Here is a 24,994-nt window from a genome sequence, read left to right as displayed (position 1 = left end):
TGTGGTGCTGCATATGGATTTTGTTGATATGGTTGTTCTTGGTTTTGTGGTACCGCATATGGATTTTGAGGATATTCATAATTTGGACGTGTTTCATATGGATTTTGTGGAAATTCAGTTTCTTGATTTTGCGTTGTTGCATATGGGTTTTCGTCATATTGTTGTTCTTGCTGTCGTAACTCTTGTTCTTCGTATTGTTCTGTGTATCTTTGTTCTTGTTGTTGAGGGTAAAATGGTTGCCTTGGATAAGGCGGTTGATTATTATAGAACATATTTATTCCTCCTTCATGATGATGCTTACCACTCAGTGTATGGGCGGACAAGAAAATATGTGATGAAAAAATGCGGGCGTGTTACAATAAGTAACTGGGTGAAGATAAAATGACAAAACAAGAAAAGATTCAAAAAACAATTACTTTTGTAAAACATATTTTAGAAAAAGATGCGAGTGGGCATGATTGGTATCATATTGAACGCGTACATAAACTGGCGATTTCTTTATCCGAGCAAGAAGGGGGAAATCGTTTTATAATTGAAATGGCAGCATTACTTCACGATGTGGCAGATGAGAAGTTAAATGAAAGTGAAGAAGAAGGAATGAAAAAAGTTTCTGATTGGTTAGAAGAGTTACATGTGGAAGAAGAGGAAAGTAAACATGTTCTTCATATCATCGCCAATATGTCTTATAAAGGTGGTCATGGCGGCACACTTGAATCGCTTGAAGGGGAAATTGTTCAAGATGCGGATCGTTTAGATGCTCTTGGTGCAATTGGAATTGCACGTACATTTGCATATGGCGGGGCAAAAGGGAGATTAATGTATGACCCAACTATTCCGCCGCGTGAAGAAATGACGAAAGAAGAGTATAGAAAAAATAATGATCCATCTTTAAATCATTTTTATGAAAAACTTTTGAAATTAAAAGATTTAATGAATACGAACGCAGCAAAACAAGAGGCGGAAGTTCGTCATCGTTATATGGAACAGTTTATTGAACAATTTATGAAAGAGTGGAATGCACAAATATGAAAATGTTAACTGTGGAAAACTTATCAAAATCATATGGAGAAAAACCGTTATTTGATGGATTATCATTTAGTATTGCAGAAGGACACCGTGCCGGAATTATCGGTGTAAACGGAACTGGTAAATCGACGTTATTAAAAATTATTGCAGGGGCAGAAATTCCTGATACAGGTGATATGACTCATTCTCGTGGGTATACAATTAGTTATTTATCACAGCAACCAGAGTTTGATGAACAACTAACAGTGCTAGAGCAAGTCTTCCATGGTGATACTCCTTTAATTCGTCTTCTTCGTGAGTATGAAAAGGCGCTATTACATATCGAAAAAGATCCAAGTAATGAAAAAGTACAGGAACAATTATTTGCAGTGCAGCAACGTATGGATGCAATGAGTGCATGGGAAGCAAATGCAAATGCGAAATCTCTTTTAACGAAATTAGGAATTACGGACTTCACTGCAACTGTTGGAAATTTATCTGGTGGACAGAAAAAACGTATTGCGATGGCGCAATGTTTTATTGAAACACCGGATCTATTAATTTTAGATGAGCCTACGAACCATCTTGATCATGAGACAGTGGAATGGTTAGAGGAATATTTAGCTCGATATAATGGTGCAGTATTACTTGTAACCCATGATCGTTATTTCTTAGATCGTGTGACGAATCGTATTTTCGAATTAGATAATGGAAAACTGTATAGTTATGAAGGGAATTACAGTACGTTTTTAGAAGCGAAAGCGCTTCGTGAAGAACAAGAAATTGCGCAAGAATCAAAACGTCAAAACTTATATCGCCGCGAACTAGCATGGATCCGCCGCGGTGCAAAAGCCCGTTCAACAAAGCAAAAGGCACGTATTCAACGATTTGATGAGCTAAAGGGCCAAGAAGGGCCAGCTGCAAAACAGTCAGTTGATATTGCACTTAGCGGTAGCCGTCTTGGGAAAAAAGTACTTGAGTTAAAAGATGTGACGAAAAAATTTGGTGATAAAACGGTATTAAACAACTTTAATCATATCGTGAAACCAGGCGATCGCATCGGAATTATTGGAGCGAATGGAAGCGGGAAATCTTCGCTATTAAATATGCTTGCAGGTAAGTTATCTCCTGATAGTGGTGAAATTGAAGTTGGGCAAACTGTAAAAGTTGCTTATTATACGCAAGAAAATGAAGAAATGAATTTAAATCAGCGTATGATTGAATACATTAAAGAGATTGCAGAAGTTATCCATACAACAGATGGAAAAGTAATTGGTGCATCTCAAATGTTAGAACGTTTCTTATTCCCGACTCATTCACATGGTACACCGCTTGGTAAACTATCTGGTGGTGAAAGAAGACGTTTATATTTATTACGTATTTTAATGGGAGAACCAAACGTACTTTTACTTGATGAACCTACGAATGATCTAGATACACAAACATTAACAGTACTAGAAGATTATTTAGAAGATTTCCCAGGTGTCGTTTTAACTGTATCGCATGACCGTTACTTCTTAGATAAAGTAGTAGATGAACTGTTCATCTTTACTGGCGGAGGCGAAGTGCGTGAGTTCCTAGGTAGTTATACAGATTATTTAGAAATGGAAAAAACGAGAGAACTTATGGAGAAAGCGGAAGTTCAAAAAGAGAAAAAAGTAGTAGAAGAAGCTCCAAAACAACAACGTAAACGTAAACTTTCATACAATGAGCAGCGTGAATGGGAAACGATTGAAGATACAATTGCCGAACTTGAAGAAAAAATTGAGTCAATTGGAGAAGAACTTGCGAAAGTTGGATCTGACTTCACAAAGGCACAAGAATTATCTGAAGCACAGCAGAAAATAGAAGAAGAGCTAGAAAAAAAGATGGAAAGATGGAGTGAACTATCAGACATCGTTGAAGGATTAAAATAAAAACAAGCTGCATATATTGAAAAGTAAAGAGAAAAACTTTACACTATTGGTAGAACCTATTTTAGGAGGGAAAAAATGAGAACATCTAATCCAATGTTGAAAAAAGAGGCATTCCGTAAAGAGGGAGCAAGCGCTTCTGCGATGACGATTGGCGGAACAGTAGGCAAAACGTTCATTATGCTTATCTTGCTACTTGCAACGTCTGTCTATTCATACATACAGATGATGCAGGGGACGATGAAGATTCCAGTATTAATTGGTGCTTTAATCGTTGCAGCAATCATCGCATTTGCGTCTATGTTCTTCCCGCGTATTTCACCTTTTGGTGCACCAATCTATGCGGCGGTAGAAGGGGTTGTGTTAGGAAGTATTTCAGCAGTTTATACAATGAAATTTGGCGATTCTATCGTTTTAAATGCTGTATTACTAACAATCTCAATTCTATTTGCAATGTTAGTGTTATATGCAACACGCGTAGTAAAAGTAACGGATAAATTCCGTACAGGCGTTATGGCAGCAACACTTGGAATTATGGTTATGTATTTAGTCGTATTCCTACTAAATATGTTTGGTGTAACTGTTCCATACATTCACCAAGGTGGTACAATCGGTATTATTATTAGTGCAGTTGTTATTGTAGTTGCTGCATTAAACTTATTACTAGATTTCGATTTAATCGAAAATGGTGTACGTAGTCAAGCTCCGAAATATATGGAGTGGTACACTGCAATGGGACTAATGCTTACATTAGTTTGGTTATACTTAGAAATTCTTCGTTTCGTTTCTTACTTTACGAAAAATGACTAATAAAAAAAACCTGCATGAAAAATGCAGGTTTTTTTTATTTTCAAAGATATATTGAACGTATGGTATAATATGGATGTTATCAACTTGAATTGAAGGAGATGGAATATGATGAAAGGGAAGAAGGGGATTATGAAAAAACTATTTTCTAAAAGTTTTTTCATAGAACTAGATGAAGCTTTAACGTATCCATCATCTGAAGTTATTACTTCAGCGATTGAAGGATATGCAACTGAATGCAATGAAAGACTAAAATTTGAGAGTAAAGTTAAACCGATTACTTTTTACTTAGAAAATGTAATGTACCGTGCTGAAATAAAGATGGCTCGCGGAGGATATTACATATCTTGTACTGAAGTGTAATAAATTTTGAAACCATACATGTTTGAACTATGTATGGTTTCTTTTTTTGTTTTGTAAGGTCTAAATTAATACTTTTTACTTACGGATACATCATTTTGTGCTTTTTACCATTCATCCATTTCTCCTTACAATGGAGAAAAATATGTGAGGTGGTATAACTTATGATGAATAGAGTTGTATTAATCGGTAGATTGACAAAGGAGCCAGAATTATACTACACAAAACAAGGCGTTGCTTATGCAAGAATATGTATTGCGGTGAATAGAGGATTTCGAAATAGTTTAGGTGAACAACAAGTCGATTTTATTAATTGTGTCGTTTGGCGAAAATCGGCTGAGAATGTAACTGAATATTGTAAGAAGGGATCACTTGTTGGGATTACAGGGCGTATTCAGACGAGTAATTACGATGATGAACAAGGCAAGAGAATATATAGAACTGAAGTTGTGATTGAGAGTATTACCTTTTTGGAGAGAAGGCGGGAGGGGGCATCGTAATAAAAGGTGATTTTAAGTAATAGCTACGGAAAAAATTGTGGAAAGTATTTTAATAAACTTAAAGAAGGAGTACCGCCAGATTTTTTTGGAAAACAAGTAAAGAGTATACAAAATTTTATTACGTTTTTCGGCTAATCCAGTAACAATCGAGAACCGTAAAACCCATGCCAGGATAGGAATGTATAAAAAGAAGAATCGAGTGATAGAAAATAAAAAAGGGGATCCTTCTGAGAGTAAGGAATCCTCCTTTTTGTTGCTACCGATAATAGGACGTTATGTTAACTTTACATGAATATGTTATACAATAGATAAAAAAGAGATGGGGAGAACAATGAGTATAAACTATCCATTTAAACCAAAATCAAATCGTTATTTAGTACCAGGGCAATTTTGGACTATTCCTTTAGATAACAGTAAATTTGCATGTGGTAGAGTAATTGAAACAGATCCAAATAGTAGAAGGGGATTTTTAGCAGGTTTGATGGATTGGATCGGAGATAGCCCACCTATGGCTGAAAATTTAAAAGGTTGTAAAACGTTAATACAAATAGATGTTCATATTAAAACCATTCATGAAACAGCATTGGATGGTTTTATAAGTGGCTATCGTTCATTAGAATTAGATGGAATTGAAACAGAGTATTTCACTTCACAAATGGTTCATGATGAGAATTGTATGTTAATGAAAGGATATTCAGTACTTAGACAGGCGACCAAAGAAGAAGCAGATACGTATGATCAGTTCGGTTACGCAGGCTACATGATGATTAAATGTTACGCAGAAGATTTATTAGCAAATAAATAACTTCCAATAACGAAAAATATGTAAATAAGCTATCCATATGGATAGCTTATTTACATATTTTTTTGTTTAGCGTGTTTTTTTCAAAAATAATGGCGATGCCTCAAGAAATGGATAAAAAATAAAAATCATCGGAAACGAAAGCTTTTAAAATCCCATCCCTAATTTGAAATGTAAAAAGAATGAAATAGTATGGTAGCGGGAAGAAAGTAGTAAAATTAAGCACCTGAGTAGGAGTATAGAGTGATAACATGTTACAATACAGCTAAGAACACGCAATAAAGGAGAGTTTTTTACGTGAAGATTAAAGCAATTGAACCGACGCCAAGTCCAAATACAATGAAAGTTATTTTGAATGAAGTATTACCATCAGGAGCGCGTAATAATTATACAAATGAAAATAAAGAACAAGCACCAATGCAAGTGCAAGAAATTTTGAAAATTGAAGGCATTAAAGGTGTGTATCATGTAGCTGACTTTTTAGCAGTCGAGCGAAATGCAAAGTATGACTGGAAAGTATTATTACAACAAGTTCGTGCTGTTTTTGGCGAAGAAGTAGTGGAAGAAAGTGAAGAACAACAACTGTCTCATTTTGGAGAAGTGAAAGTGTTTGTTCAAATGTTCTTTACAATTCCAATGCAAGTAAAGTTAACAGATGGAACATCGGAAGAACGCGTTGGCTTACCAGATCGTTTCAAAGAATCAATTATGAAAGTACAAATGTCTGCACCAAACGTTGTAAAAGAGCGTAAATGGGTAGAACAAAGTACACGTTACGGTAATTTTGAAGAAATCGGGAAAGAAGTAGTAGAAGAGATTGTTGCTGCTTATTCAGAAGAACGTGTAAATGAAACGGTTAAAGAATTATTAAATCAAGCAGGTGCTGTTGAAGTAACGATTCAAAAGCGTGAACCATATAAAGTAACAGAAGAGATGATGAAAGATTCTGACTGGAAAAACCGTTTTGCAGCATTAGAACAAATGGATCCTACTGAAGAAGATATTCCAGTGTTGAAGATGGCGTTAGATGATGAAAAAGTTTCAATACGCCGTTTAGCAACAGCGTATTTAGGTATGGTAAAAGGTGATGAAGTATTACCGTTATTATATAAAGCGTTGTTAGATCGCTCTGTAAGTGTTCGTCGTACTGCAGGAGATTGTTTATCAGATGTAGGTGATCCGGCAGCGATGTTCGTTATGATTAAATCTCTGAAAGATCCAAGTAAATTAGTACGCTGGCGTGCAGCGATGTTCTTATTTGAACTTGGAGATGAAAGTGCGATTCCAGCATTAAAAGCAGCGCAAGATGATTCAGAGTTTGAAGTAGCGATGCAAGCACGTCTAGCATTAGAGCGTATTGAAGGCGGAGAAGAAGCAAAAGGTTCTGTATGGAAACAAATGACGGAGTCTCGTAAAGGGGAATAATGTATGATTGTTTTCTATGATAGTTGGTGTCCGATGTGTACGGCCGTTGCAGAACGTACGAAAAAATTAGATAAAAAGGGTAAGATGAAATTTGTTTCATTTCGAAATGAAGATGTAGTTGAGAAATATAAGCTTTCTCAAGAACTACAAAGTAAAATGGAACAAAGACTGTATATTTTTAAAAATAATAAGTGGTATGACGGCATTCAGAGCATAGATGTATTAGCAAAGGCCGTTCCATCTTATTGGTTTGCAGTTCCTTTTATAAAGCTATCTATCGTACTTGGTTTTGGAAGTAAAGTATACGATTATATCGCTAATAATAGAAAACTTGTTCCAGTGGGACATTGCCGCGGTGGGGTTTGTGAAATCCCTACAAAAAAATGAAATCATCGTTATCTTTCTTTTGCACCTATTAATAGAGCGTGATATGATGAATTTGGAATGAAAGTTGAAGGAGAGATTACAAGATGTCAAATGCTTATGAAGAATACATGCGCCAAATGGTAATCCCAATGCGCCAAGAGTTAGTGCGTTCTGGGTTTGAAGAGTTAACTACAGAAGAAGCTGTAACAGAATTTATGGAAAATACATCAGGTACAACTTTAGTAGTTGTAAACTCTGTTTGTGGTTGTGCAGCTGGTTTAGCACGTCCATCAGCAGGTCAAGCGGTTGTTCGTGCTGAAAAACAACCTGATCATCTTGTAACTGTATTCGCAGGTCAAGATAAAGATGCTACTGCAAAAATGCGTGAATACTTCGGAGAAATTCCTCCATCTTCACCATCTATGGCATTATTAAAAGGAAAAGAAGTTGTTCACTTCATTCACCGTCATGAAATTGAAGGTGCAACTATGGACGAAATTATTACGAACTTAGAGCAAGCTTTCGAAAAGAATTGTTAAAGAAGGGGGAGAGTAAATCTCCCTCTTTTCTTTATATAGAGGTGAAACAATGATCGTAACAACAGCAGGAAGAACAAACAAAGAAATGACAGCATATGCAAAAAAGGTAGCAGAAGAATTAAATCGTTCTTTCATTTTACGTAATGATATACCAGTGCATAAATTACATGAGCAGTATGAACAAGATATACTTGTCGTAGGAAAGAACCGATTAGCTATTTATCCGAAAGGTACGGAAGAATCATTTTTCTTTCATCCGAACTCAGCGATGTTTCGTGTGAAAAGGTTAATGCGTGGAGAACACGATCCGTTTGTACAAGCTGCTAAATTAGAGAGCGGAATGACAGTGTTAGATTGTACGCTCGGTATGGCATCAGATAGTATTGTAGCTAGTTATGTTGTTGGTGAAAGTGGAACAGTAACAGGACTTGAAGGCAATGAATATATGGCTTATATCATGAGAAATGGTTTGAAAACATGGTCTTCATCTGTTTCTGAAATCGATGAAGCAATGCAAAGAATCCAAGTAACGCAAACGGAGCATTTTTCATTTTTAGCGCAATGTGAAGACAATAGTTATGATGTCGTTTACCTTGATCCGATGTTTGAAGAAACTGTCATAGAATCTGACGGAATTAAAGGATTAAAACACTTCGCTTTGTATCATGATATTACTGATGAAACAATTGCGGAGGCGAAGCGAGTGGCGAGAAAGCGTGTTGTTTTAAAAGATCATTTCCGTAGTTCTAGATTTGAAAAACACAATTTTCACGTATACAAAAGAAAAAGTGCTAAGTTTCACTTTGGTGTAATTGACCCTTGCTAATTGTTTGAAAAGATGTATAATAAGCAATAATTAATTAAATATACTGTCTGTGATGAAGAGAGTAGTCTTTTTTAGAAGGAAAGCGAGCTAGGGATGGTGTGAGCCTAGTACGGAAGAAAAAGATGAAGCGCACTTCGGAGATGCTTCTTGAACGAATAGTAGAGAAAGCCGAGGCCCCCTGTCCTCGTTATAAACGGGAAAGTGGTTCGTAACGAACAACAAGGGTGGTACCACGGGTTCAAACTCGTCTCTTTTTTAGAGACGAGTTTTTTGTGTTTTAAAAAATAAGGAGGTTGTATCATGGATTATAAAATACAGTTTGCGGAAAGTTTATCTAATATTTTCACGAATGAATTAACGCAAAAACAAATTTTAGATTTAATTGAAACACCGAAACAAGATGAATTTGGAGATGCAGCGTTCCCATGTTTTTCATTAGCGAAGCAATATAAAAAAGCACCAGCTCTTATCGCAAAGGAAGTTGCTGAGAAATTAAATGATCCGTTTTTTACGAAAGTAGAAGCCGTTGGTCCTTATGTAAATGTATTTTTCAATCGTGAAACTGTAAGTGATGCAGTATTAAAAACAGTTTTAGCGGAGAAAGAAGAGTTCGGTCAAAACCACTTTGGCTGTGAAAAAACAGTAGTAATTGATTATTCCTCTCCTAATATCGCGAAACCTTTTTCGATGGGGCATTTACGTTCTACAATGATAGGAAATTCGCTGAAACATATCGCTGAAAAATGTGGCTATGAAGTTGTAGGGATTAATTATATAGGAGATTGGGGAACACAGTTTGGAAAGTTAATTACGGCTTATAAAAAATGGGGAAATGAAGAAGTAGTGAAAGAAGATCCAATACGTGAGCTATTTAAGTTATATGTTCAGTTTCATGTAGAAGTAAAAGAGAATGATGAATTAGAAGAAGAAGGACGTGCTTGGTTTAAAAAGCTAGAAGAAGGCGATGAAGAAGCAGTTGAACTTTGGAATTGGTTCCGTCACGAATCATTAAAAGAATTTTCTCGTATTTATGAACTTCTCGGTGTGGAATTTACTAATTTTCAAGGCGAAGCTTTCTATAATGATAAAATGGAAGACTTTATTGGGATTTTAGAAGAGCACGACTTACTGGAAGAATCAGAAGGCGCATTAGTCGTTAATTTAGAAGAAGAAGGAATGCCGCCTTGCTTAATTAGAAAATCAGATGGTGCGACGATTTATGCAACGCGTGACTTAACGGCAGCTTTATATCGTCAAAACACTTATGGGTTTGATAAAGCGCTATATGTTGTTGGTCCAGAACAAAGCTTACATTTCAATCAATTTTTCACTGTATTAAAAAAACTTGGCTATACTTGGGTTGATGGTATGGAACACGTACCGTTTGGCTTCATTTTAAAAGATGGTAAGAAAATGTCGACACGTAAAGGAAGAGTTATTTTACTTGAAGAAGTACTTGAGGAAGCAATCGACCTTGCAAAACAAAATATTGAAGAGAAAAATCCAAACTTAAAACAAAAAGAAGTAGTAGCAAAGCAAGTCGGTGTAGGTGCAGTTATTTTCCACGATTTAAAAAATGAGCGTATGCACAATATTGAATTCTCATTAGAAAACATGCTGAAATTTGAAGGAGAAACAGGCCCGTACGTACAGTACACACATGCACGTGCTTGCTCTATTTTAAGAAAAGAAAGTGTAGAATTTGAAACATGTACGTTTGCTTTAAAAGACGATCATAGCTGGAGTGTCGTAAAATTATTAAACAAATTCCCACAAGTAATTGAAGCAGCTTTCAATAAAAATGAGCCATCGATTATTTCGAAATATGTATTAGATGTAGCACAATCGTTCAATAAATATTACGGTAATGTTCGTATATTAGAAGAGAGTGAAGAAAAAGACAGCAGACTCGCATTGGTTTATGCTGTGACGGTTGTATTAAAAGAAGGATTACGTTTACTTGGGGTGGAGGCTCCTGAGGAGATGTAAAATAAATATGTAGCTAGCAATATTTACAGTATTTTAGTAATGAAACGGTAGAGTGAACTAAAGCTTAATATTGGAATGAAAAGATGAACCAGATGATAATGAAACTGGTTTGTCTTTTTATATTTTCTTAGATCGAATTCTTATTTATATAAAGTGTGGTGAGAACAAGTTTACGTATGTTTTATTTTGTTGCAAAATCAATTTTAAATATTTTTATAGAGGTAGTTTATTTTAAAGATTTATTATAGATATTTTTTCTTATTTGTTATTTTTAATGTGTCGAGGCTATTTAGTCTTTAACCTATTGGATAAACTGTCTCTAGGAGTGAAGTTTTGGAAGGTATGTAAAGTATTTAACTGGAAATATAGAAATAATACGGGTGAAAAGTTATAATTTAGTTAAGGTTTAATTAAATTGAAATAAATAATAATTGGTAGCAGGAATAAAGTGATTTTCTAATGCTCCAAACAAATATTTTTAAGTAAAGTATAAAAAACACTGTGTTTTTGTACTTTTAAAATTGCGAATATGTTACTAATTGGGCGTTTGTGATTGCTAAGAGCAATTTAAGAAAAACCGTAATAATTTTGATACGGAACAATTTGTATCGAAAAATGTTATTGATTACAGAGCTAACAATATAGTAAAAATCCAAACAGGAATAAAGGAGCAATTATTTTGAATAGTAACGTACTAGACACATTAATAATTCCTTATACTACTGATGCTAGTCCAAGTTGGAATGGCTATAATTATCAAGGAAAAGTAGGGGTTTATGTTGCATTAAATATGATGAAGGATATACCTAAAGAAGATGTAAATAAATATGAATTAGAGCTAGAGTGGTTTGAAGATTTTTCTATAAAAAAAGAAGGGAAATATAAGTCAATACATCAAGTTAAGACTTATGCGGATACAGCTACTTCAAAGTATAAAGAAGCAATTTGGTTATTGTTAGCCAAATTATTAGATATAAAAGAATTAGAAGGTGCTTTTTTACATGTTACTCAAAAATTAACCAGTGTTGATAAGTTAGAAGAAAAGTTATTGGGTTATGTTATGTCAGAAGATGAGGAAAAAGATACAGAAGATACTTCCAAAAAGCAAAAAATAAAGAAATATGCCACCCCTAAAGAGTGCCACGATAAAGTTAAAGCCTCGGGTGAATATCATAAGTTATTTCGAAAATTCTCCTTATATAACTATAATGATAAAGAACAATACTGTTCAATTGAAGGTATTGAGGAAGCGACTAAGGAGAAATTACATCAATTAATTGGAGCATTAGCTACCGAAACCAGGGTTGAAAGAGCGTATTACTATTTATTAGGCTTAATAGATAAAAATATTAGAGAAAGGCATATTGATATTCAGACAGGAGAGAAGAAAAAGAAAGTATCAATTAATTTTTTGGATATACAAAAAATAGTATATCAAGATTTTGAGCTAATTAGTAAAGAATATGCTTCATACTATTTGAAAAATGAATTTAATCATATTGCAAATAGTTATTTAGATGATTTAAAAGAGGAGTTAGAAATTAATATTATATCTGAACAAGAGATTTTAATCTTTAATAATACTCTAAAACAAATTAATGAGTTAGATGATAAACAATTTTTAGATTTTTGTTTAAAGATAACGCCAAATAATGAGGTGAATAAAGAATTACCTGAACATATAATTAAAATGATAAGTCAATGTTTAAACAAAACAGGATTGAATGATGTTTTTTTTGAAATGGTAAAGCAAATAAAAAAAGAGTTTAAAGATAATAAATGGACCTATAATAAAAAAAATTTAGATGGGATGAATATTACTTATTTACCATCAACTATAACTGACGCTGATCATCCGATTAGAAATCGTAAAATAGCAAAGGGAATTATAAGTAATGCTCATCCGGAATTATTGAATGAAGTTGATAAGATTATTACGAAATCCATTAACTTGCCTTCATTAGAGGATGCTAAGGTCTATACTAATGTGCCAGATCCAGAGGATGAAAATTTTGAGAAATCAAAAGAATATCATGACAGAATAACTAAAATTAAAAAAATTAGTTTAGTTGATATAAAAAATGCAAAAGGAGATTTATTGAAGTGAAGAGTATTATAAAAAAAATTTTTAATGACAATGGGTTTAGCGATATAAAAATTGAAAATCCTGTTGAAGGAAATCAAATTGAATTTTGGGCCAATTATAGTGATAACGCTGTTAACTTTTATTTAGTATTATTTTTAGATGAAATAAAGGAGGATTTTTTAACCAATGAAGTGCCAGCTTATTTCAATGCAATTAAGCAATTAGAGGTAGGATATGATGAAAGAATGGATAAGAATCTTTCAATGTTAGTGTGTGTCAAGATGGAAAATGAAATGATACAGGAAATCCCTGAAAAAATCTTTGAAATTGAAGAGGATCCATATTTCTTTAAAAAGTATGTTATTACATACAATGAAAATAATTGTAATGAATTGAAAAGTCAATTTGATACGATGCATGAAAGTTCCAATGATATTTTAAACAGAATTATTAATAATCCTAAAATGTTTTTAAGTTTTAAAATGAATGAAAGTAATAATTTCACGTCATTATATGAAATATCTACTAAATTAATGATAAAAATCCCATTTATGAGGTTAGAGAAAAGATTAGAGGAACTAGACAATTTAAACGAAAAAATCGACGAAGAATTATTCGGAAAAAACCTTTTGGCATTTAAGAATTCTTTATTAAAGTTCAATGAAAATGATGAAAGAATAATAGATCATGTTCTTTCTATAACAGAGGATGAAATAGATAAATGAATAAGTTGAAAATAAGTAGGATACAAATAAAAAATTTTAAACATATTGAAGAACTTGTATTGGATTTTTCAAATAAAGATTTAATTGTGTTAGATGGACCGAATGGATTTGGAAAAACTACAGTTTTTGATGCAGTGGAACTAGTTTTAACAGGAAAAATAAGTAGAATAAAGAATACAGCAGATGGACGTATTGGATATGGAGATATTCTATTTGCGAATAATAGCGAATTAGATACCGAAATAAAAGTAGAATTTATTGGTGAAAATGATTGCTTTGTAATAGCTAAAAGAATTGATTCTAAGAAACGTTTAACAGCTGTAGAGAGAAAACCAGACAACTGGGAGGTTTTTGAGACATATCATTTATCTGATTTTGATATACCTGTAACAGAAGGTGATTTAATTTCAAATGAAGACATAGAGACTATACTTTCAATTGATAACTTAGAAAGATATTTTAGTTTATTCTATTATGTACAGCAAGAAGAAAATACTTTGTTTTTAAAGCAAAATGCTAAAGAAAGAATGGATGAAATTTCTCAGCTGTTTGATACATATAACGAAGAGACAGAATTAAAAAAATTACAAATAATAAAATCGAAAATTACAACTGAGTTAAAAAGATTAGATGGTCCTAAAGGAGAGCTAGCTAATAAAGAGAATACAAAAAATTTATTAATAAATGGGCTAAAAGATCTTGAGAAGAAAGATATACAAGAAATTGAGTATTTTGTTCTATTTCAGGAAGAAAATACTCTAAAAGAATGGGATAAAGAAAAAATTACGCTTAATAAGGAAAGTAGAGAGAAATTTTTACAAGAATTGCGTGAAGTATACATTTTAGTAAGAAATATTGAAAAATTTTTAGACACTGAATTTAATAATGAAATTTATAAACTTACAGAAAATAAAAAACTTCTTGCACATACAATTCTCACATATAACTTTCTGGAAGAGTACGGAAAATTTAAGAAGTTAAAAGATAAAGAAACAACTTTAAAAAGAATAAAACACAAGATTACTAAAGAAAATTTAGATAAAAATCTAATTGTTTCTCATTTTACTGAATTACAGGAATTATTAAGTATTAAAATTAATATAGAGGATATTGAAATTTATATTAGTAATTTAAAAAGTTATAAATTAAGAATGGGAGAAGTTTCAGAAGTAATACAGCAATTAAATGTTACAAGAGAAACTTTAATGACTCAATATAATAAAATTAAAGAAGAGTTTGAAAGTGTTGAGTGTCCTTTATGTGGAAACCCATATAAATCTTATGAAAATCTAATTACATCTGTTAATGAAAAGGAAAAAGTTTTTTCACAGATGTTAGATAAAGATACTAATAAATATAGTGAATTATATAATGAACTATTCTTAAATCATGTGGACAAGATACTATTAGAAATTGAAAAATATTTATTGGTAGAACAAAATATAATAAATGAAGATTTGTATAAAGTATTCATAGAAGCATTACGTAATAAAAATGCTATAAACAATTTTGTGGATTGGTGTGAAAATAATAACTTGGATATTAGTTCCAGTTTGAATACTGAATTTAGATTCGTAGAGAATATTGATGCTAAGGTGCAGCAACTTATAGATCTGTTGTTATTACAAATAAAAACTGTTGATAGCTCCTATGCAAATCATGAAAGTAACAAAAGTACTTTTAACACAGTATTTAGTGGAGATATTAAAAAGGTACGTAAAATTGATTTGGTTGATATAATTAAAAAAGTAAAATATATAGATTATCAATATTATTATAATAGCTCTGAAAATATAAAAGTTTTACAAAGAGAAATAGATCAAATGTCTACGAAACGCAGAAAAATAATTTTAGCAGAACAAAAAATAAAGGTGTTAATCGAAGTATATGAACAAAAAATACTAAATCATTGGAAAAAGATAATTACGGACATTGAAATTCCTTTTTATATATATACCGGTAAAATAATGCAAAATTATCAAAGAGGTTGTGGTCTTTTTATACATGATAATGAAAGTTTCGGACAAAAAAGTATAAGATTCGTCTCTAATCTTAAATCGGATCATGATGCAATAAACTACCTTTCTTCGGGACAGCTATCAGGTTTAGTTATTGCATTTACATTAGCTCTCAATAAAGTATATGGAGAGAACTCAATTGATATAATAATGATTGATGATCCAGTTCAAACGATGGATGAAATAAATATCGCGTCATTAACTGAATTACTTAGAAATGAATTCAAGAGAAAACAGATTATTATGTCTACTCATGAAGAGGAAGTATCTAGATATATTCGTTATAAATTTGCTAAATATGATTTGAAAACTATGAGACTTAATATTAAAAATGAAATTTATACTAATAGGTTTGAAAAATAGTTTGTAATCAATAAGATAATTTTATGGATTTAGACTTAAATAAGTCAATTATAAGAAGGCTTTCCTAAAAAGTATTTGGGAACGGCCTTTTTTTATTAATAAGTTACTAGTAATATATTTTGTTGTTAAATCGATATCTTTTATTAAATGTTAATATAAAAAGAGTTATGTACGATATAAACTAATTTTTAGGAATTATTTATATTTCTGTTCCGAATAACGCAATTAATTGGTTGGTTTTTTGAAATGAAATGATAAAACTAATTTTCTAATAATATATGTTAGTGTATAAACTTAACAAAATACGGAGAAAAACAATCATTTTTACTATATTTTGTTATAAATTTGAATAATATTAATTAATACCATCCATTATAAGAGATTTTAGTTGAATACATACTATATGGTGTGTAAAATCTAAGCAAGTAGCAGTATAAATATAAATTCGAGGTGAATGCATGCTAGATTTTAAGCAGTTAGAAACTTGTTTAAAAGACAAGAGATTTGTAGATGGATTACAGGAAATAAATAATGAAATTGCATATATAAAAGAAACGAATACTTTATCCTATGTGAAGAATTGGCTTGCCAATATTACTTCGCATAAGGAGTTCGATATATTAATTCGCCTTACTGATGAAGGGCTTATGCACCAATACAGTTCATTCCTCATTCGTTACGCTTATAAAAAATTCCCAAATATGAGAACGCTCTCTTTATATTGTGATGAGTTAATTGATGAGCGGAAAATTCTTGAAGCAGAGCAGTTGTTAAAATCTTCTTTAGAAGAGTTAAGTAAAGAAGAAATAGATGCAGATTTTTTAGCGAAAACATATTTTACATTAGTACGATGTCTTTTAGAAATGAAAAGAAATGAAGAAGCGCTAATGTATATGCAAAAAGCAGAGGAGTATAGTACGCGCGTAGTGTTTGATAAATGGGGCTACGTTTATATGCATACAGGCGAATGGGAGAAAGCGGAAGAACAATTTATTGCTGGCATGCAGCATGAAGATTGTGAAGAGTTATCTACCTATTTATTATCACAATTGTATGCAAATAAAGGAGAACAAAAACGTGCGATACAGTTAATTAATGATGCGATTGTAAAGTTCCCACAAGTACCATATTTTCATTTTGAGAAGGTAAAGTATTTATTAGATTTAGAGCAATATGAAGAGATGTTAGCGGTAATAGATAACATAAATACTCAGCTGCCATATCATGCTTATAACACTTACTTTGTACATTTACGTGCAGAAGCGCTGTACAAAATGAATAAATTTGCAGATTTACAAAAGCTATTAAAAGAAGAAAAGAGTTTAAAAGAATCTTTATATCATAATTTAGAAAAAAATCCGGATGGAAAAAAGGTTCACTTGCCGATAGTTCCTATTGTACAAAAGGATAATTATTGTGTTCCGACAAGTTTAGAGATGATGTTGCGTATATGGGGAGAGACACGTACACAAGATGAAATAGCAGAGTTTATTTTTGATATGACAGGATCGAAGTTTTCAGATACTGTTTCTTATTTAGAAGAATTAGGTTATGAATATCGTTATTTTAAAGGGAATGAAGAGAATTATAAGAGACTGATTGATGAAGGAATTCCTGTTTTATTAAGTATAGATATTGAGCATGCTTCACACGTACAAGTTCTATCTGGATATGATGATACATTGCAAGCTTTCTATGTTCAAGATCCAAACTTTATAGAACCAGTTCTTGTAGAATATAGTAAATTACAAGAAAAATATCGTTATACAGGCTGTTTAGCAATCACGTTTGTTCCGAAAGAAAAGAAGGCGCAACTAGCGTTTCTAAATGAGGAAGAAAATCGTTATTTTAAATCTATTTTTTCTCTTACGGATCATTTAGATGAACATGACAAAGAGGGAATTAGTAACTTAGTACAATTTTTAAAAGAAACGAGCGATAATCCAAATACGTGGCTATATACGATAAAGCACTTAGATGTTGAAGTAGATAAAGAATTTATTTTATATTGTATCGATAAGTTAATGGAAAAGTTTCCGAACTCGGACTTTGTTAAATTGCATGGTGCACAGTGTTTTATTCGTCTTCAAGAAGTAGAGAAAGCGGAGCAAATGCTGACAAGCGTTGAGAAGAAAAATAATCGTGCATTATATCATTTAATAAACGGAAGATATGCTTTTGAGCAGGAAAGTTATATAGAAGCGATTTCAAGCTTTCGTTCATCGTTACAATTAGACGCAGATCAGCCTATTGCTTGGAGTTTTCTCGCTTTATCCTATATGTATATTGATCAATCTGAAAAAGCATTGCAATACTCTCAAGTTGCGTTAGAGCGCAGTCCTGAAAGGTTCACTTTAACGAATCACGGTTTAATATTAATAGATTTAGAAAGATATGAAGAAGCATATGAAATCTTTAATGACTTGTTAAAAGAGTATAAATATGAAGCACATGTATGGTATGAACGAGCGAGATGTGCACATCAACTAGGAAAATTATATTTAGCAATAAAAGGGCTTAAAGTAGCGATTCATTTGGATAGTAATGCACCTTACATTTATACGAAACTTTCGGAAATATACGAATCTGATTTGAAGGATGAGGAAAGTACGAAAGAAATTTTATTAAACGGTATTGAGAATTGTGATGATAAAGCACCTCTTTACGTAAAATTAGGTGACTATCATTTTCAAAATGATAGCTTGGAAGAAGCAGAAGTATTGTATAAGCGTGCTTTAGAAGAAAACGATGAGGATGTTTATTCTCACTTCGGATTTACACAAGTGTATATGGCAAGAGAACAATACAAGGAAGCAAAAGAATACATTCTTGGTCTTGAGAAGCAAATTGAAAAGAGCCAAGATTTCCTCATGAATGCAGGAATGGTTTTATGGGATGCTGAAATTGAACTTGGTGGAAATGAAGAAGGATTTAAAGTAGCGCTATCTAAGTTAGAAAATGGTATAAAGAAAAGTGATTATAATGTAGCAAGTGCGTTAGATGAATATGTGAATCGAATTAAAGGAACGGAATTTGTACAACGAGGTATAGCGTTTTTAAGAACGTTACACAAAGAAAGTAATGAAGTAAGTGAGTACGGTTGTTATGCAGGTATTTTATATGAATCTATTGGACAGTACGGCCAAGCGATGAAAAGATATAATAAGGCGATAGAACAAAAGGAAACGGCATTACCGTATTACCGAATTGGTGAAACACTTATGGCATTAGGGCAATTGACGGAAGCAAAACAAGCGTATGAAACATGTTTAGAGCTTGATGGGAATTTCGTAGGTGTACATTTACAGCTTGCGGAAATATACGAAAAAGAAGAAAACCGTTCTAAAGAACAAAGTCATATGGTTCAGGCGATGAAGGAAGAGCCGTTGCATATTAATATGGAATATTTGGCACAGCTTTCAGTAGATATGAATCTTCAGGAAGAATTGCTGACTGAACTAGAACAATTAGAGGAAGAAGTACCTGAAATATGGCGTTTAGATGCGATTGCATATGTGTACGGAGCGATGAATGAAATAGATAAAGAACAAGCACAGATTGAATACGCGCTACAATTAGATGGTGAGCATATAGAAGTTCTATATCATTATGCAAAAGTATTAGTGAAAAAAAGAAATGTAAAAGCAATTGAAGTTGCAATGAAAGTAATACAAAAAGATTTTGATAATGAACGTATATTTGATGTTTATGTAAAAGCAGTAGAGCAACATAAAAAATTGTCTAACATACGAGATTTTCTTCATACGTTAAAGGTGAAAAAAGCAGAAAGAAGTACAGCATTCATGTATGCTGCAGCTGCGGTTACGGAAATATGGATTGAACGTCAGCTGCATGAACAGCCAAAACGATCTATCATTACGAGAGCTTTTTATCGTATGAAAAATCGTGCCAAAGAAATTTCAATGGTTACTATGATAATTGATTTATATGAAATCTCTTTAAAGTTAAATCCGAAAAATAGTATGGCAGCACAGCGATTTGCGCTATTTTATGAGAATGTAGAGATGAATAAAGAAGCAATAGAGATTCTGCACACGTCGCTAGAAAATAGATGGGATTATGAAGTAGCGAAGCAACTTGTAAATCTTTTCGTTGAGTGCGAGGAAGAAGATATGTTAAGAGATGCTTTGGAATTAACGAAGCAAATGGTTCGAGAACTACCAGATGATTATGATACTCTTCTTCTGCAAGCACAAGTATTCTTTAAAGCAGGGGAAGAAAGAAAAGCAGAAAAGATTACCTTACAATTAACGGAGCAAACACCGTTTGTAAGTAGAGCATTTCTTGCTTTAGGAGAAATGTATCAAAGTCAAGAAAGGTTTGAAGAGGCAATTCATCTATTAGAAAATGCTTCTATACATCATCCAAATGAAACAGCAATTCTCCTTTCTTTAGCGTCTTCATATCATGGTGCCGGCCAAACACTAAAGGCAGAAAAAATAGCAAATGAAGTATTAACAATGGATGCAAATGATTTGTTAGCAAGATATGATCGTGCTTGTTATTTAGCACAGTTAAATAGAAATGAAGAGGCGAAGGAAGAGCTTGAAATTGTCCTTCGTGAGGATGAATCGGGATTCTTTGCTGAACTTATTGAGGATGATGAAAATTTAGCAGCATTGCGAGAATTTGAAAAGTAATTGTATAAGAATATATTTTGAATTAGTTGACAATTAGTTGTCAAATGGCATAAAATAACTTTTAATAAAGTATACAAATCTGAAGACGAGAAAGAGTAAAATAGTGAACTGTTCTCCAGAGAGCCGGTATATTGCTGAAAGCCGGTGGGCAGACGTTATTTGAAAATCATCTCCGAGGAGCTGAGGCTGAAAGTGAGTAAGCCCGGACGGATGTCTACCGTTACAAAGAACACGTATGATAGTACGTTGCTAAGCGCTATTAGTGAAAAAGCTAATAGAATTAGGGTGGTAACGCGGGTAAACCCGTCCCTACTTCATAGGGACGGGTTTTTTGTGTGCTTTTAAAACATTCAAAGGAGTGATTGTAGATGAAGAAAGTAGATGTAAAAGAGTCAGCTGTAGGGAGAGAAACACGTATTCGTAAGCAGTGGAACGAACAAAGCATTTTTGAACAATCAATTCAGAATCGAGAAGGCGCGCAATCGTTTGTGTTTTATGAAGGACCACCAACGGCGAACGGTTTACCACACGTCGGCCATGCACTTGGTCGGGCAATTAAAGATTTAGTAGCAAGATATAAAACGATGGCTGGTTATAAAGTAGTAAGAAAAGCAGGATGGGATACACACGGTTTACCTGTAGAACTAGGTGTTGAGAAGCAACTTGGTATTTCTGGTAAACATGAGATCGAAGAATATGGTATTGAACCATTTATTCAAAAGTGTAAAGAGAGTGTTTTCACATATGAAAAGCAGTGGCGTGAATTCACTGAAAGTATTGGTTATTGGGTAGATATGGATGATCCATATGTAACTTTAGAGAATCCATATATCGAAAGTGTATGGCATATTTTGGGGACGATCCATGAAAAAGGATTGTTATATAAAGGACATAGAGTTTCACCATACTGCCCAAGCTGCCAAACCTCATTGAGCTCACATGAGGTTGCACAAGGGTATAAAACAGTAAAAGATTTAAGTGCAACAGTGAAGTTTAAAGTGAAAGATAGTGAAAATGAGTATTTCTTAGGCTGGACAACAACGCCTTGGACACTTCCAGCAAATGTTGCGCTTGCTGTACATCCAAATATGGAATATGTTAAAGCAAAACAAGAAGGTCATGTATACATTGTTGCGAAAGAACGTGTACAAGAAGTATTAAAAGAAAACTATGAAGTATTATCTGTTCATAAAGGCGAAGAATTATTAAACACATCTTATACAGCGCCATTTCCGATGAAAGAAGTCACAAATGGTTACCGCGTTATCGCAGCAGAGTTTGTAACGGCAGATAGTGGTACAGGACTTGTTCATATTGCTCCAGCATATGGAGAGGACGATTATAGAGTTGTTCAAAGTGAAGGATTGTCATTCTTGCACGTTGTAGATGAAAAAGGTGAGTATACAGAAGCGGTACCATTTTTGAAAGGTAAATTTGTAAAAGATTGTGATGTGGATATCGTTCGTTATTTAGCGAAAGAAGGTTTACTATATCATAAAGAAAAATATGAACATAGCTACCCACATTGCTGGCGTTGTGATTCACCACTACTTTATTATGCAGGAGAAAGTTGGTTAATCCGAACAACTGCAATTAAAGATACATTTTTACAAAATAATGATTCAGTTACTTGGTATCCGGATCATATGAAACATGGACGATTTGGTAAGTTTTTAGAAAATATGGTGGACTGGAATATTAGCCGAAATAGATATTGGGGAACGCCATTAAACGTATGGGAATGTGAAAGTTGTGATCATCAGTTTGCGCCGAAAAGCATTGCCGAATTAAGAAAGCATAGTACGAAAGAAACACCGGAAGATTTAGAATTGCATAAGCCTTATGTAGATGAAGTGCAAGTCCGCTGCGAAAAATGCGGAGGCACAATGAATCGTACACCAGAAGTGATTGATGTTTGGTTTGATAGTGGTTCTATGCCATTTGCACAATATCATTACCCATTTGAAAATAAAGAGTTATTTGAAGAGCAGTTTCCAGCGGATGTTATTGCAGAAGGAATTGATCAAACACGCGGCTGGTTTTATAGTTTATTAGCAGTATCAGCACTATATACAGGAAAAGTACCGTATAAACGAGTGTTATCACTAGGGCATGTTTTAGATGAAGAAGGGCAGAAAATGTCTAAAAGTAAAGGGAATGCACTAGATCCAGTTGATTTAGTAGATAAGTTTGGTGCAGATGCGCTAAGATGGGCTTTACTTGTTGATAGTGCTCCGTGGAATGCGAAGCGTTTTTCTGAAAGAACCGTACTGGAAGCGAAATCTAAATTTGTAGATACATTAGTCAATGTGTATAGCTTCTACGTTTTATATGCGAATTTAGATGAGTATAACCCGAAAGAAACGTATGATGTAAAGCGTACGAAATTAGACGAATGGGTATTATCAAGATTGCATAGTACAACGAAAAAAGTGAGAACAGCACTTGATGATTATCAATTTACGAATGCAGCTCGTGAAATTGCAGCACTTGTAGATGAAGTGAGTAACTGGTATGTAAGACGCTCACGTAATCGTTTCTGGGAATCTGGTATGAACGCTGAAAAAGCTGCTGCGTATGAGACACTTCATGAAGTACTTGTAACAATTAGTAAATTAATTGCACCATTCACACCGTTTGTTGCGGAAGACATTCATCTTAATTTAGAAGGAAGTAGCGTTCATTTAGCTGATTATCCAGTTGTAAATGAATCACTACTTCAGCCGAAATTAGAAGCGGAAATGGATGCTGTTTTACAAGTTGTTGAACTTGGAAGAAGTAACCGTAATCAGCATTCTTTAAAAGTAAAACAGCCGCTAGCAGAACTTGTATTACTTGAGCATAACGAGAATGATATGGATTGGGAATCTTATCGTGATATCGTTATGGATGAGTTAAATGTAAAAGCGTTCCATGTTGAACTTGATGAAACAAAATACACATCATATCAATTGAAGCTCAATTTTAAAACAGCGGGGCCGAAATTCGGTAAAAATGTGAATGCAGTGAATGGTTGGCTAAAACAATTATCACAAGAAGAAGTACAAAACTTTGTATCAACAGAAAGAGCAGTTTACGAAGCAATACCAGGAGAAGAAGTAGTTGTAACTGCTGAAGATGTGTTAGTTGAGAAAGTTGCAAAATCAGGATTTTCTAATATGACTAACGGACAATATACAGTTATGTTAGATACGAATGTAACGGAAGAATTGTTACAAGAAGGAGTAGCGCGTGAATTCATTCGTGCGGTTCAAGAATATCGTAAACAGTTGAATTTACCAGTTAATTTACGAGTCGATGTTATTCTCGATACAGAAGAAGAACTACAACGAACGTTAACGAACCATAAAGATTTATTGGAAGAAAACTTACTCGTTAAACAATTTACATTTGGTCACTTAACGAACGAAGACGATGAACTTTCTTTAGGTGAAACAAAATTTAGAATTAAATTAAGTGCAGCTAATTAAAGAAAAAAGGAAGTTGGAATGATTCCAACTTCCTTTTTCGTATGGAGGTAAATTAACTAGTTAATTTCCTCATAATCCATTCGATAGGTCCTCTAGAAAATTTCTTTCTCCATAATACGCTAAACAAAATACTGAAAATGAAAAATACAGTAGCAAATAATAAAACGAAAAGTAGTGTTTGATGTTCCATTCTATTGAATAGAATTAATGTCCCAATCCCGATAAATACATGACTTACATAATGAGTTAATGTTAATTGACCTGTTTGTATAATGGAAGTAACAAACCAATTATTTTCATATTTTTCAGTGATATAGAGGCAAAGTATTAATATAGCAATAGCAGATCCTGTTGCAGATAAAATGTACAATACATTTGGTAAAATGGGTCCTGTATTAAACAAAAATGTAGCAGCTGCTTTGCCAATGTGTGGAATGAAGTAGTACGTGAGCCCTTTTGATAAAAGTTCTATCAGTATGGTGAATGTAATACCGAGCAAGAGCAACCTATCTCTAATCTTTTTATTATGAAGATCTAATCTGCCAATTATCATACCGATTAAGAAGAATGAAAACCATGGGAAAAAAGGGTGATAACCATTAAAGAATAAATTGCGAAGAAAACCGTTAACTGTCCAGAAGTCTACATAGTTTATAAATGGAGTAGGGCCTCCCCAACCTTCGAAAGCATTGAAAGTAAGCTGAAGAGATTGTGCCAAGAGTAGGATAATAATAGATAAGAAGAGTAATGCTTTTTTTCGGACTGTAATGAGTAAGGCAGCAACGAAAAGGTAAACACCATAGTAGTGTAATATATCCCCAGTCCACTCCATTACGTATAAAAGTAATCCTAAAATAAATAAGAATAGTGCCCGTTTCCATATGATCTTTCGGCTATTAGAAATTTTTATTTTTTCATTTCTAGCAACAGAGGATCTAGTCATTAAAGATATGCCAATTCCAGCAAGTATAACAAACAAGGCAGAAGCTCTACCTTCAAAAAGTGACATGAAAGTTATTAAAAATGGGGGACCATTTCCTTCTGCACCTGTTATCACCATAAAATTAACAAGCAGCATACCAAACATCGCCAAGGCCCTAGCAAAGTCTAAGCCGATAATTCGTTTTTTAGTATTCAAT

Annotated in this window: 17 protein-coding genes, 1 pseudogene and 2 other annotated features; of the genes and pseudogenes, 16 read left to right on the top strand and 2 right to left on the bottom strand. The window is 33.2% G+C overall.

Annotated elements, in window-relative coordinates:
* Positions 1–272 (bottom strand): annotated as a pseudogene (locus IBT51_RS26365) (hypothetical protein); the annotation flags it as partial.
* A 109-nt stretch (positions 273–381) separates the two neighbouring features.
* On the opposite strand from IBT51_RS26365, the gene IBT51_RS26360 reads away from it, so the two are divergent.
* The 16 genes from IBT51_RS26360 (at position 382) to ileS (ending at position 23,855) form a co-directional block, all read left to right on the top strand.
* The gene (locus IBT51_RS26360; protein ID WP_069355499.1) at positions 382–1,029 is read left to right on the top strand and encodes an HD domain-containing protein; all 648 of its coding nucleotides are present in this window, start codon (positions 382–384) and stop codon (positions 1,027–1,029) included.
* Positions 1,026–2,921, top strand: a complete 1,896-nt coding sequence (locus IBT51_RS26355; RefSeq protein WP_088024748.1) for an ABC-F family ATP-binding cassette domain-containing protein — start codon at positions 1,026–1,028, stop codon at positions 2,919–2,921. Before IBT51_RS26360 ends, IBT51_RS26355 begins: the two co-directional genes overlap by 4 nt.
* Before the next feature lie 75 nt (positions 2,922–2,996).
* Complete coding sequence (locus IBT51_RS26350; RefSeq protein ID WP_200457887.1) at positions 2,997–3,728, top strand: Bax inhibitor-1/YccA family protein; 732 nt, start codon at positions 2,997–2,999, stop codon at positions 3,726–3,728.
* A gap of 105 nt (positions 3,729–3,833) precedes the next feature.
* Positions 3,834–4,088 carry a DUF4318 domain-containing protein gene (locus tag IBT51_RS26345; protein ID WP_053564643.1) on the top strand — a complete coding sequence of 85 codons (255 nt, stop codon included), beginning with the start codon at positions 3,834–3,836 and terminating at the stop codon, positions 4,086–4,088.
* A 161-nt stretch (positions 4,089–4,249) separates the two neighbouring features.
* Entirely contained in the window at positions 4,250–4,585 is a 336-nt protein-coding gene (locus tag IBT51_RS26340; protein WP_000982013.1) for a single-stranded DNA-binding protein, read from the top strand.
* A gap of 331 nt (positions 4,586–4,916) precedes the next feature.
* On the top strand, positions 4,917–5,390 hold the full coding sequence (locus tag IBT51_RS26335) for an Imm26 family immunity protein (protein ID WP_000026686.1): 474 nt from the start codon (positions 4,917–4,919) through the stop codon (positions 5,388–5,390).
* Between the two features lie 294 nt (positions 5,391–5,684).
* Entirely contained in the window at positions 5,685–6,812 is a 1,128-nt protein-coding gene (locus tag IBT51_RS26330) for a conserved virulence factor C family protein (RefSeq protein ID WP_000692587.1), read from the top strand.
* A gap of 3 nt (positions 6,813–6,815) precedes the next feature.
* Positions 6,816–7,199: a thiol-disulfide oxidoreductase DCC family protein gene (locus IBT51_RS26325; RefSeq protein ID WP_000634891.1), complete on the top strand. Its 384-nt coding sequence runs from the start codon at positions 6,816–6,818 to the stop codon at positions 7,197–7,199.
* An 83-nt stretch (positions 7,200–7,282) separates the two neighbouring features.
* Complete coding sequence (locus tag IBT51_RS26320) at positions 7,283–7,717, top strand: BrxA/BrxB family bacilliredoxin (protein WP_000063706.1); 435 nt, start codon at positions 7,283–7,285, stop codon at positions 7,715–7,717.
* Positions 7,718–7,766: 49 nt separating this feature from the next.
* Positions 7,767–8,543, top strand: coding sequence for a class I SAM-dependent methyltransferase (locus tag IBT51_RS26315; protein WP_053564641.1), 777 nt, complete (start codon positions 7,767–7,769; stop codon positions 8,541–8,543).
* A 40-nt stretch (positions 8,544–8,583) separates the two neighbouring features.
* Positions 8,584–8,798, top strand: a binding site (T-box leader).
* A 45-nt stretch (positions 8,799–8,843) separates the two neighbouring features.
* Positions 8,844–10,532: an arginine--tRNA ligase gene (gene argS, locus IBT51_RS26310; protein ID WP_088021924.1), complete on the top strand. Its 1,689-nt coding sequence runs from the start codon at positions 8,844–8,846 to the stop codon at positions 10,530–10,532.
* Positions 10,533–11,211: 679 nt separating this feature from the next.
* Positions 11,212–12,639 carry an ABC-three component system protein gene (locus tag IBT51_RS26305; protein ID WP_200457886.1) on the top strand — a complete coding sequence of 476 codons (1,428 nt, stop codon included), beginning with the start codon at positions 11,212–11,214 and terminating at the stop codon, positions 12,637–12,639.
* Entirely contained in the window at positions 12,636–13,343 is a 708-nt protein-coding gene (locus IBT51_RS26300) for an ABC-three component system middle component 1 (protein ID WP_200457885.1), read from the top strand. The genes IBT51_RS26305 and IBT51_RS26300 overlap by 4 nt, the downstream gene beginning before the upstream one ends.
* Positions 13,340–15,724, top strand: coding sequence for an ATP-binding protein (locus tag IBT51_RS26295; protein WP_200457884.1), 2,385 nt, complete (start codon positions 13,340–13,342; stop codon positions 15,722–15,724). Before IBT51_RS26300 ends, IBT51_RS26295 begins: the two co-directional genes overlap by 4 nt.
* A 458-nt stretch (positions 15,725–16,182) precedes the next feature.
* Entirely contained in the window at positions 16,183–20,385 is a 4,203-nt protein-coding gene (locus IBT51_RS26290) for a bacteriocin-processing peptidase family protein (protein ID WP_200457883.1), read from the top strand.
* Positions 20,386–20,458: 73 nt separating this feature from the next.
* Positions 20,459–20,699, top strand: a binding site (T-box leader).
* Positions 20,700–20,753: 54 nt separating this feature from the next.
* Complete coding sequence (gene ileS / locus IBT51_RS26285) at positions 20,754–23,855, top strand: isoleucine--tRNA ligase (RefSeq protein ID WP_200457882.1); 3,102 nt, start codon at positions 20,754–20,756, stop codon at positions 23,853–23,855.
* A gap of 52 nt (positions 23,856–23,907) precedes the next feature.
* Here the strand turns inward: ileS and IBT51_RS26280 are convergent, their stop codons facing one another.
* Positions 23,908–24,993 (bottom strand): DUF418 domain-containing protein, encoded by a 1,086-nt coding sequence (locus IBT51_RS26280; protein ID WP_200457881.1) that lies wholly within the window; start codon positions 24,991–24,993, stop codon positions 23,908–23,910.
* Position 24,994 lies beyond the last annotated feature (1 nt).

Source organism: Bacillus sp. S71, assembly GCF_016625265.1.
GTDB classification, from domain to species: Bacteria; Bacillota; Bacilli; order Bacillales; family Bacillaceae_G; genus Bacillus_A; species Bacillus_A cereus.
The sequence above is the reverse complement of the archived record's forward strand: the minus strand, read 5'-3'. Positions and strand labels throughout refer to the sequence as shown.

Excerpts from the sequence above, each read along its gene's own strand:
- IBT51_RS26355 (WP_088024748.1), top strand. The coding sequence starts at position 1,026 with ATGAAAATGTTAACTGTGGAAAACTTATCAAAATCATATGGAGAAAAA.
- argS (WP_088021924.1), top strand. The coding sequence starts at position 8,844 with ATGGATTATAAAATACAGTTTGCGGAAAGTTTATCTAATATTTTCACG.
- IBT51_RS26360 (WP_069355499.1), top strand. The coding sequence starts at position 382 with ATGACAAAACAAGAAAAGATTCAAAAAACAATTACTTTTGTAAAACAT.
- IBT51_RS26295 (WP_200457884.1), top strand. The coding sequence starts at position 13,340 with ATGAATAAGTTGAAAATAAGTAGGATACAAATAAAAAATTTTAAACAT.
- IBT51_RS26320 (WP_000063706.1), top strand. The coding sequence starts at position 7,283 with ATGTCAAATGCTTATGAAGAATACATGCGCCAAATGGTAATCCCAATG.
- IBT51_RS26350 (WP_200457887.1), top strand. The coding sequence starts at position 2,997 with ATGAGAACATCTAATCCAATGTTGAAAAAAGAGGCATTCCGTAAAGAG.
- IBT51_RS26325 (WP_000634891.1), top strand. The coding sequence starts at position 6,816 with ATGATTGTTTTCTATGATAGTTGGTGTCCGATGTGTACGGCCGTTGCA.
- IBT51_RS26290 (WP_200457883.1), top strand. The coding sequence starts at position 16,183 with ATGCTAGATTTTAAGCAGTTAGAAACTTGTTTAAAAGACAAGAGATTT.
- IBT51_RS26315 (WP_053564641.1), top strand. The coding sequence starts at position 7,767 with ATGATCGTAACAACAGCAGGAAGAACAAACAAAGAAATGACAGCATAT.
- ileS (WP_200457882.1), top strand. The coding sequence starts at position 20,754 with ATGAAGAAAGTAGATGTAAAAGAGTCAGCTGTAGGGAGAGAAACACGT.
- IBT51_RS26335 (WP_000026686.1), top strand. The coding sequence starts at position 4,917 with ATGAGTATAAACTATCCATTTAAACCAAAATCAAATCGTTATTTAGTA.
- IBT51_RS26340 (WP_000982013.1), top strand. The coding sequence starts at position 4,250 with ATGATGAATAGAGTTGTATTAATCGGTAGATTGACAAAGGAGCCAGAA.
- IBT51_RS26345 (WP_053564643.1), top strand. The coding sequence starts at position 3,834 with ATGATGAAAGGGAAGAAGGGGATTATGAAAAAACTATTTTCTAAAAGT.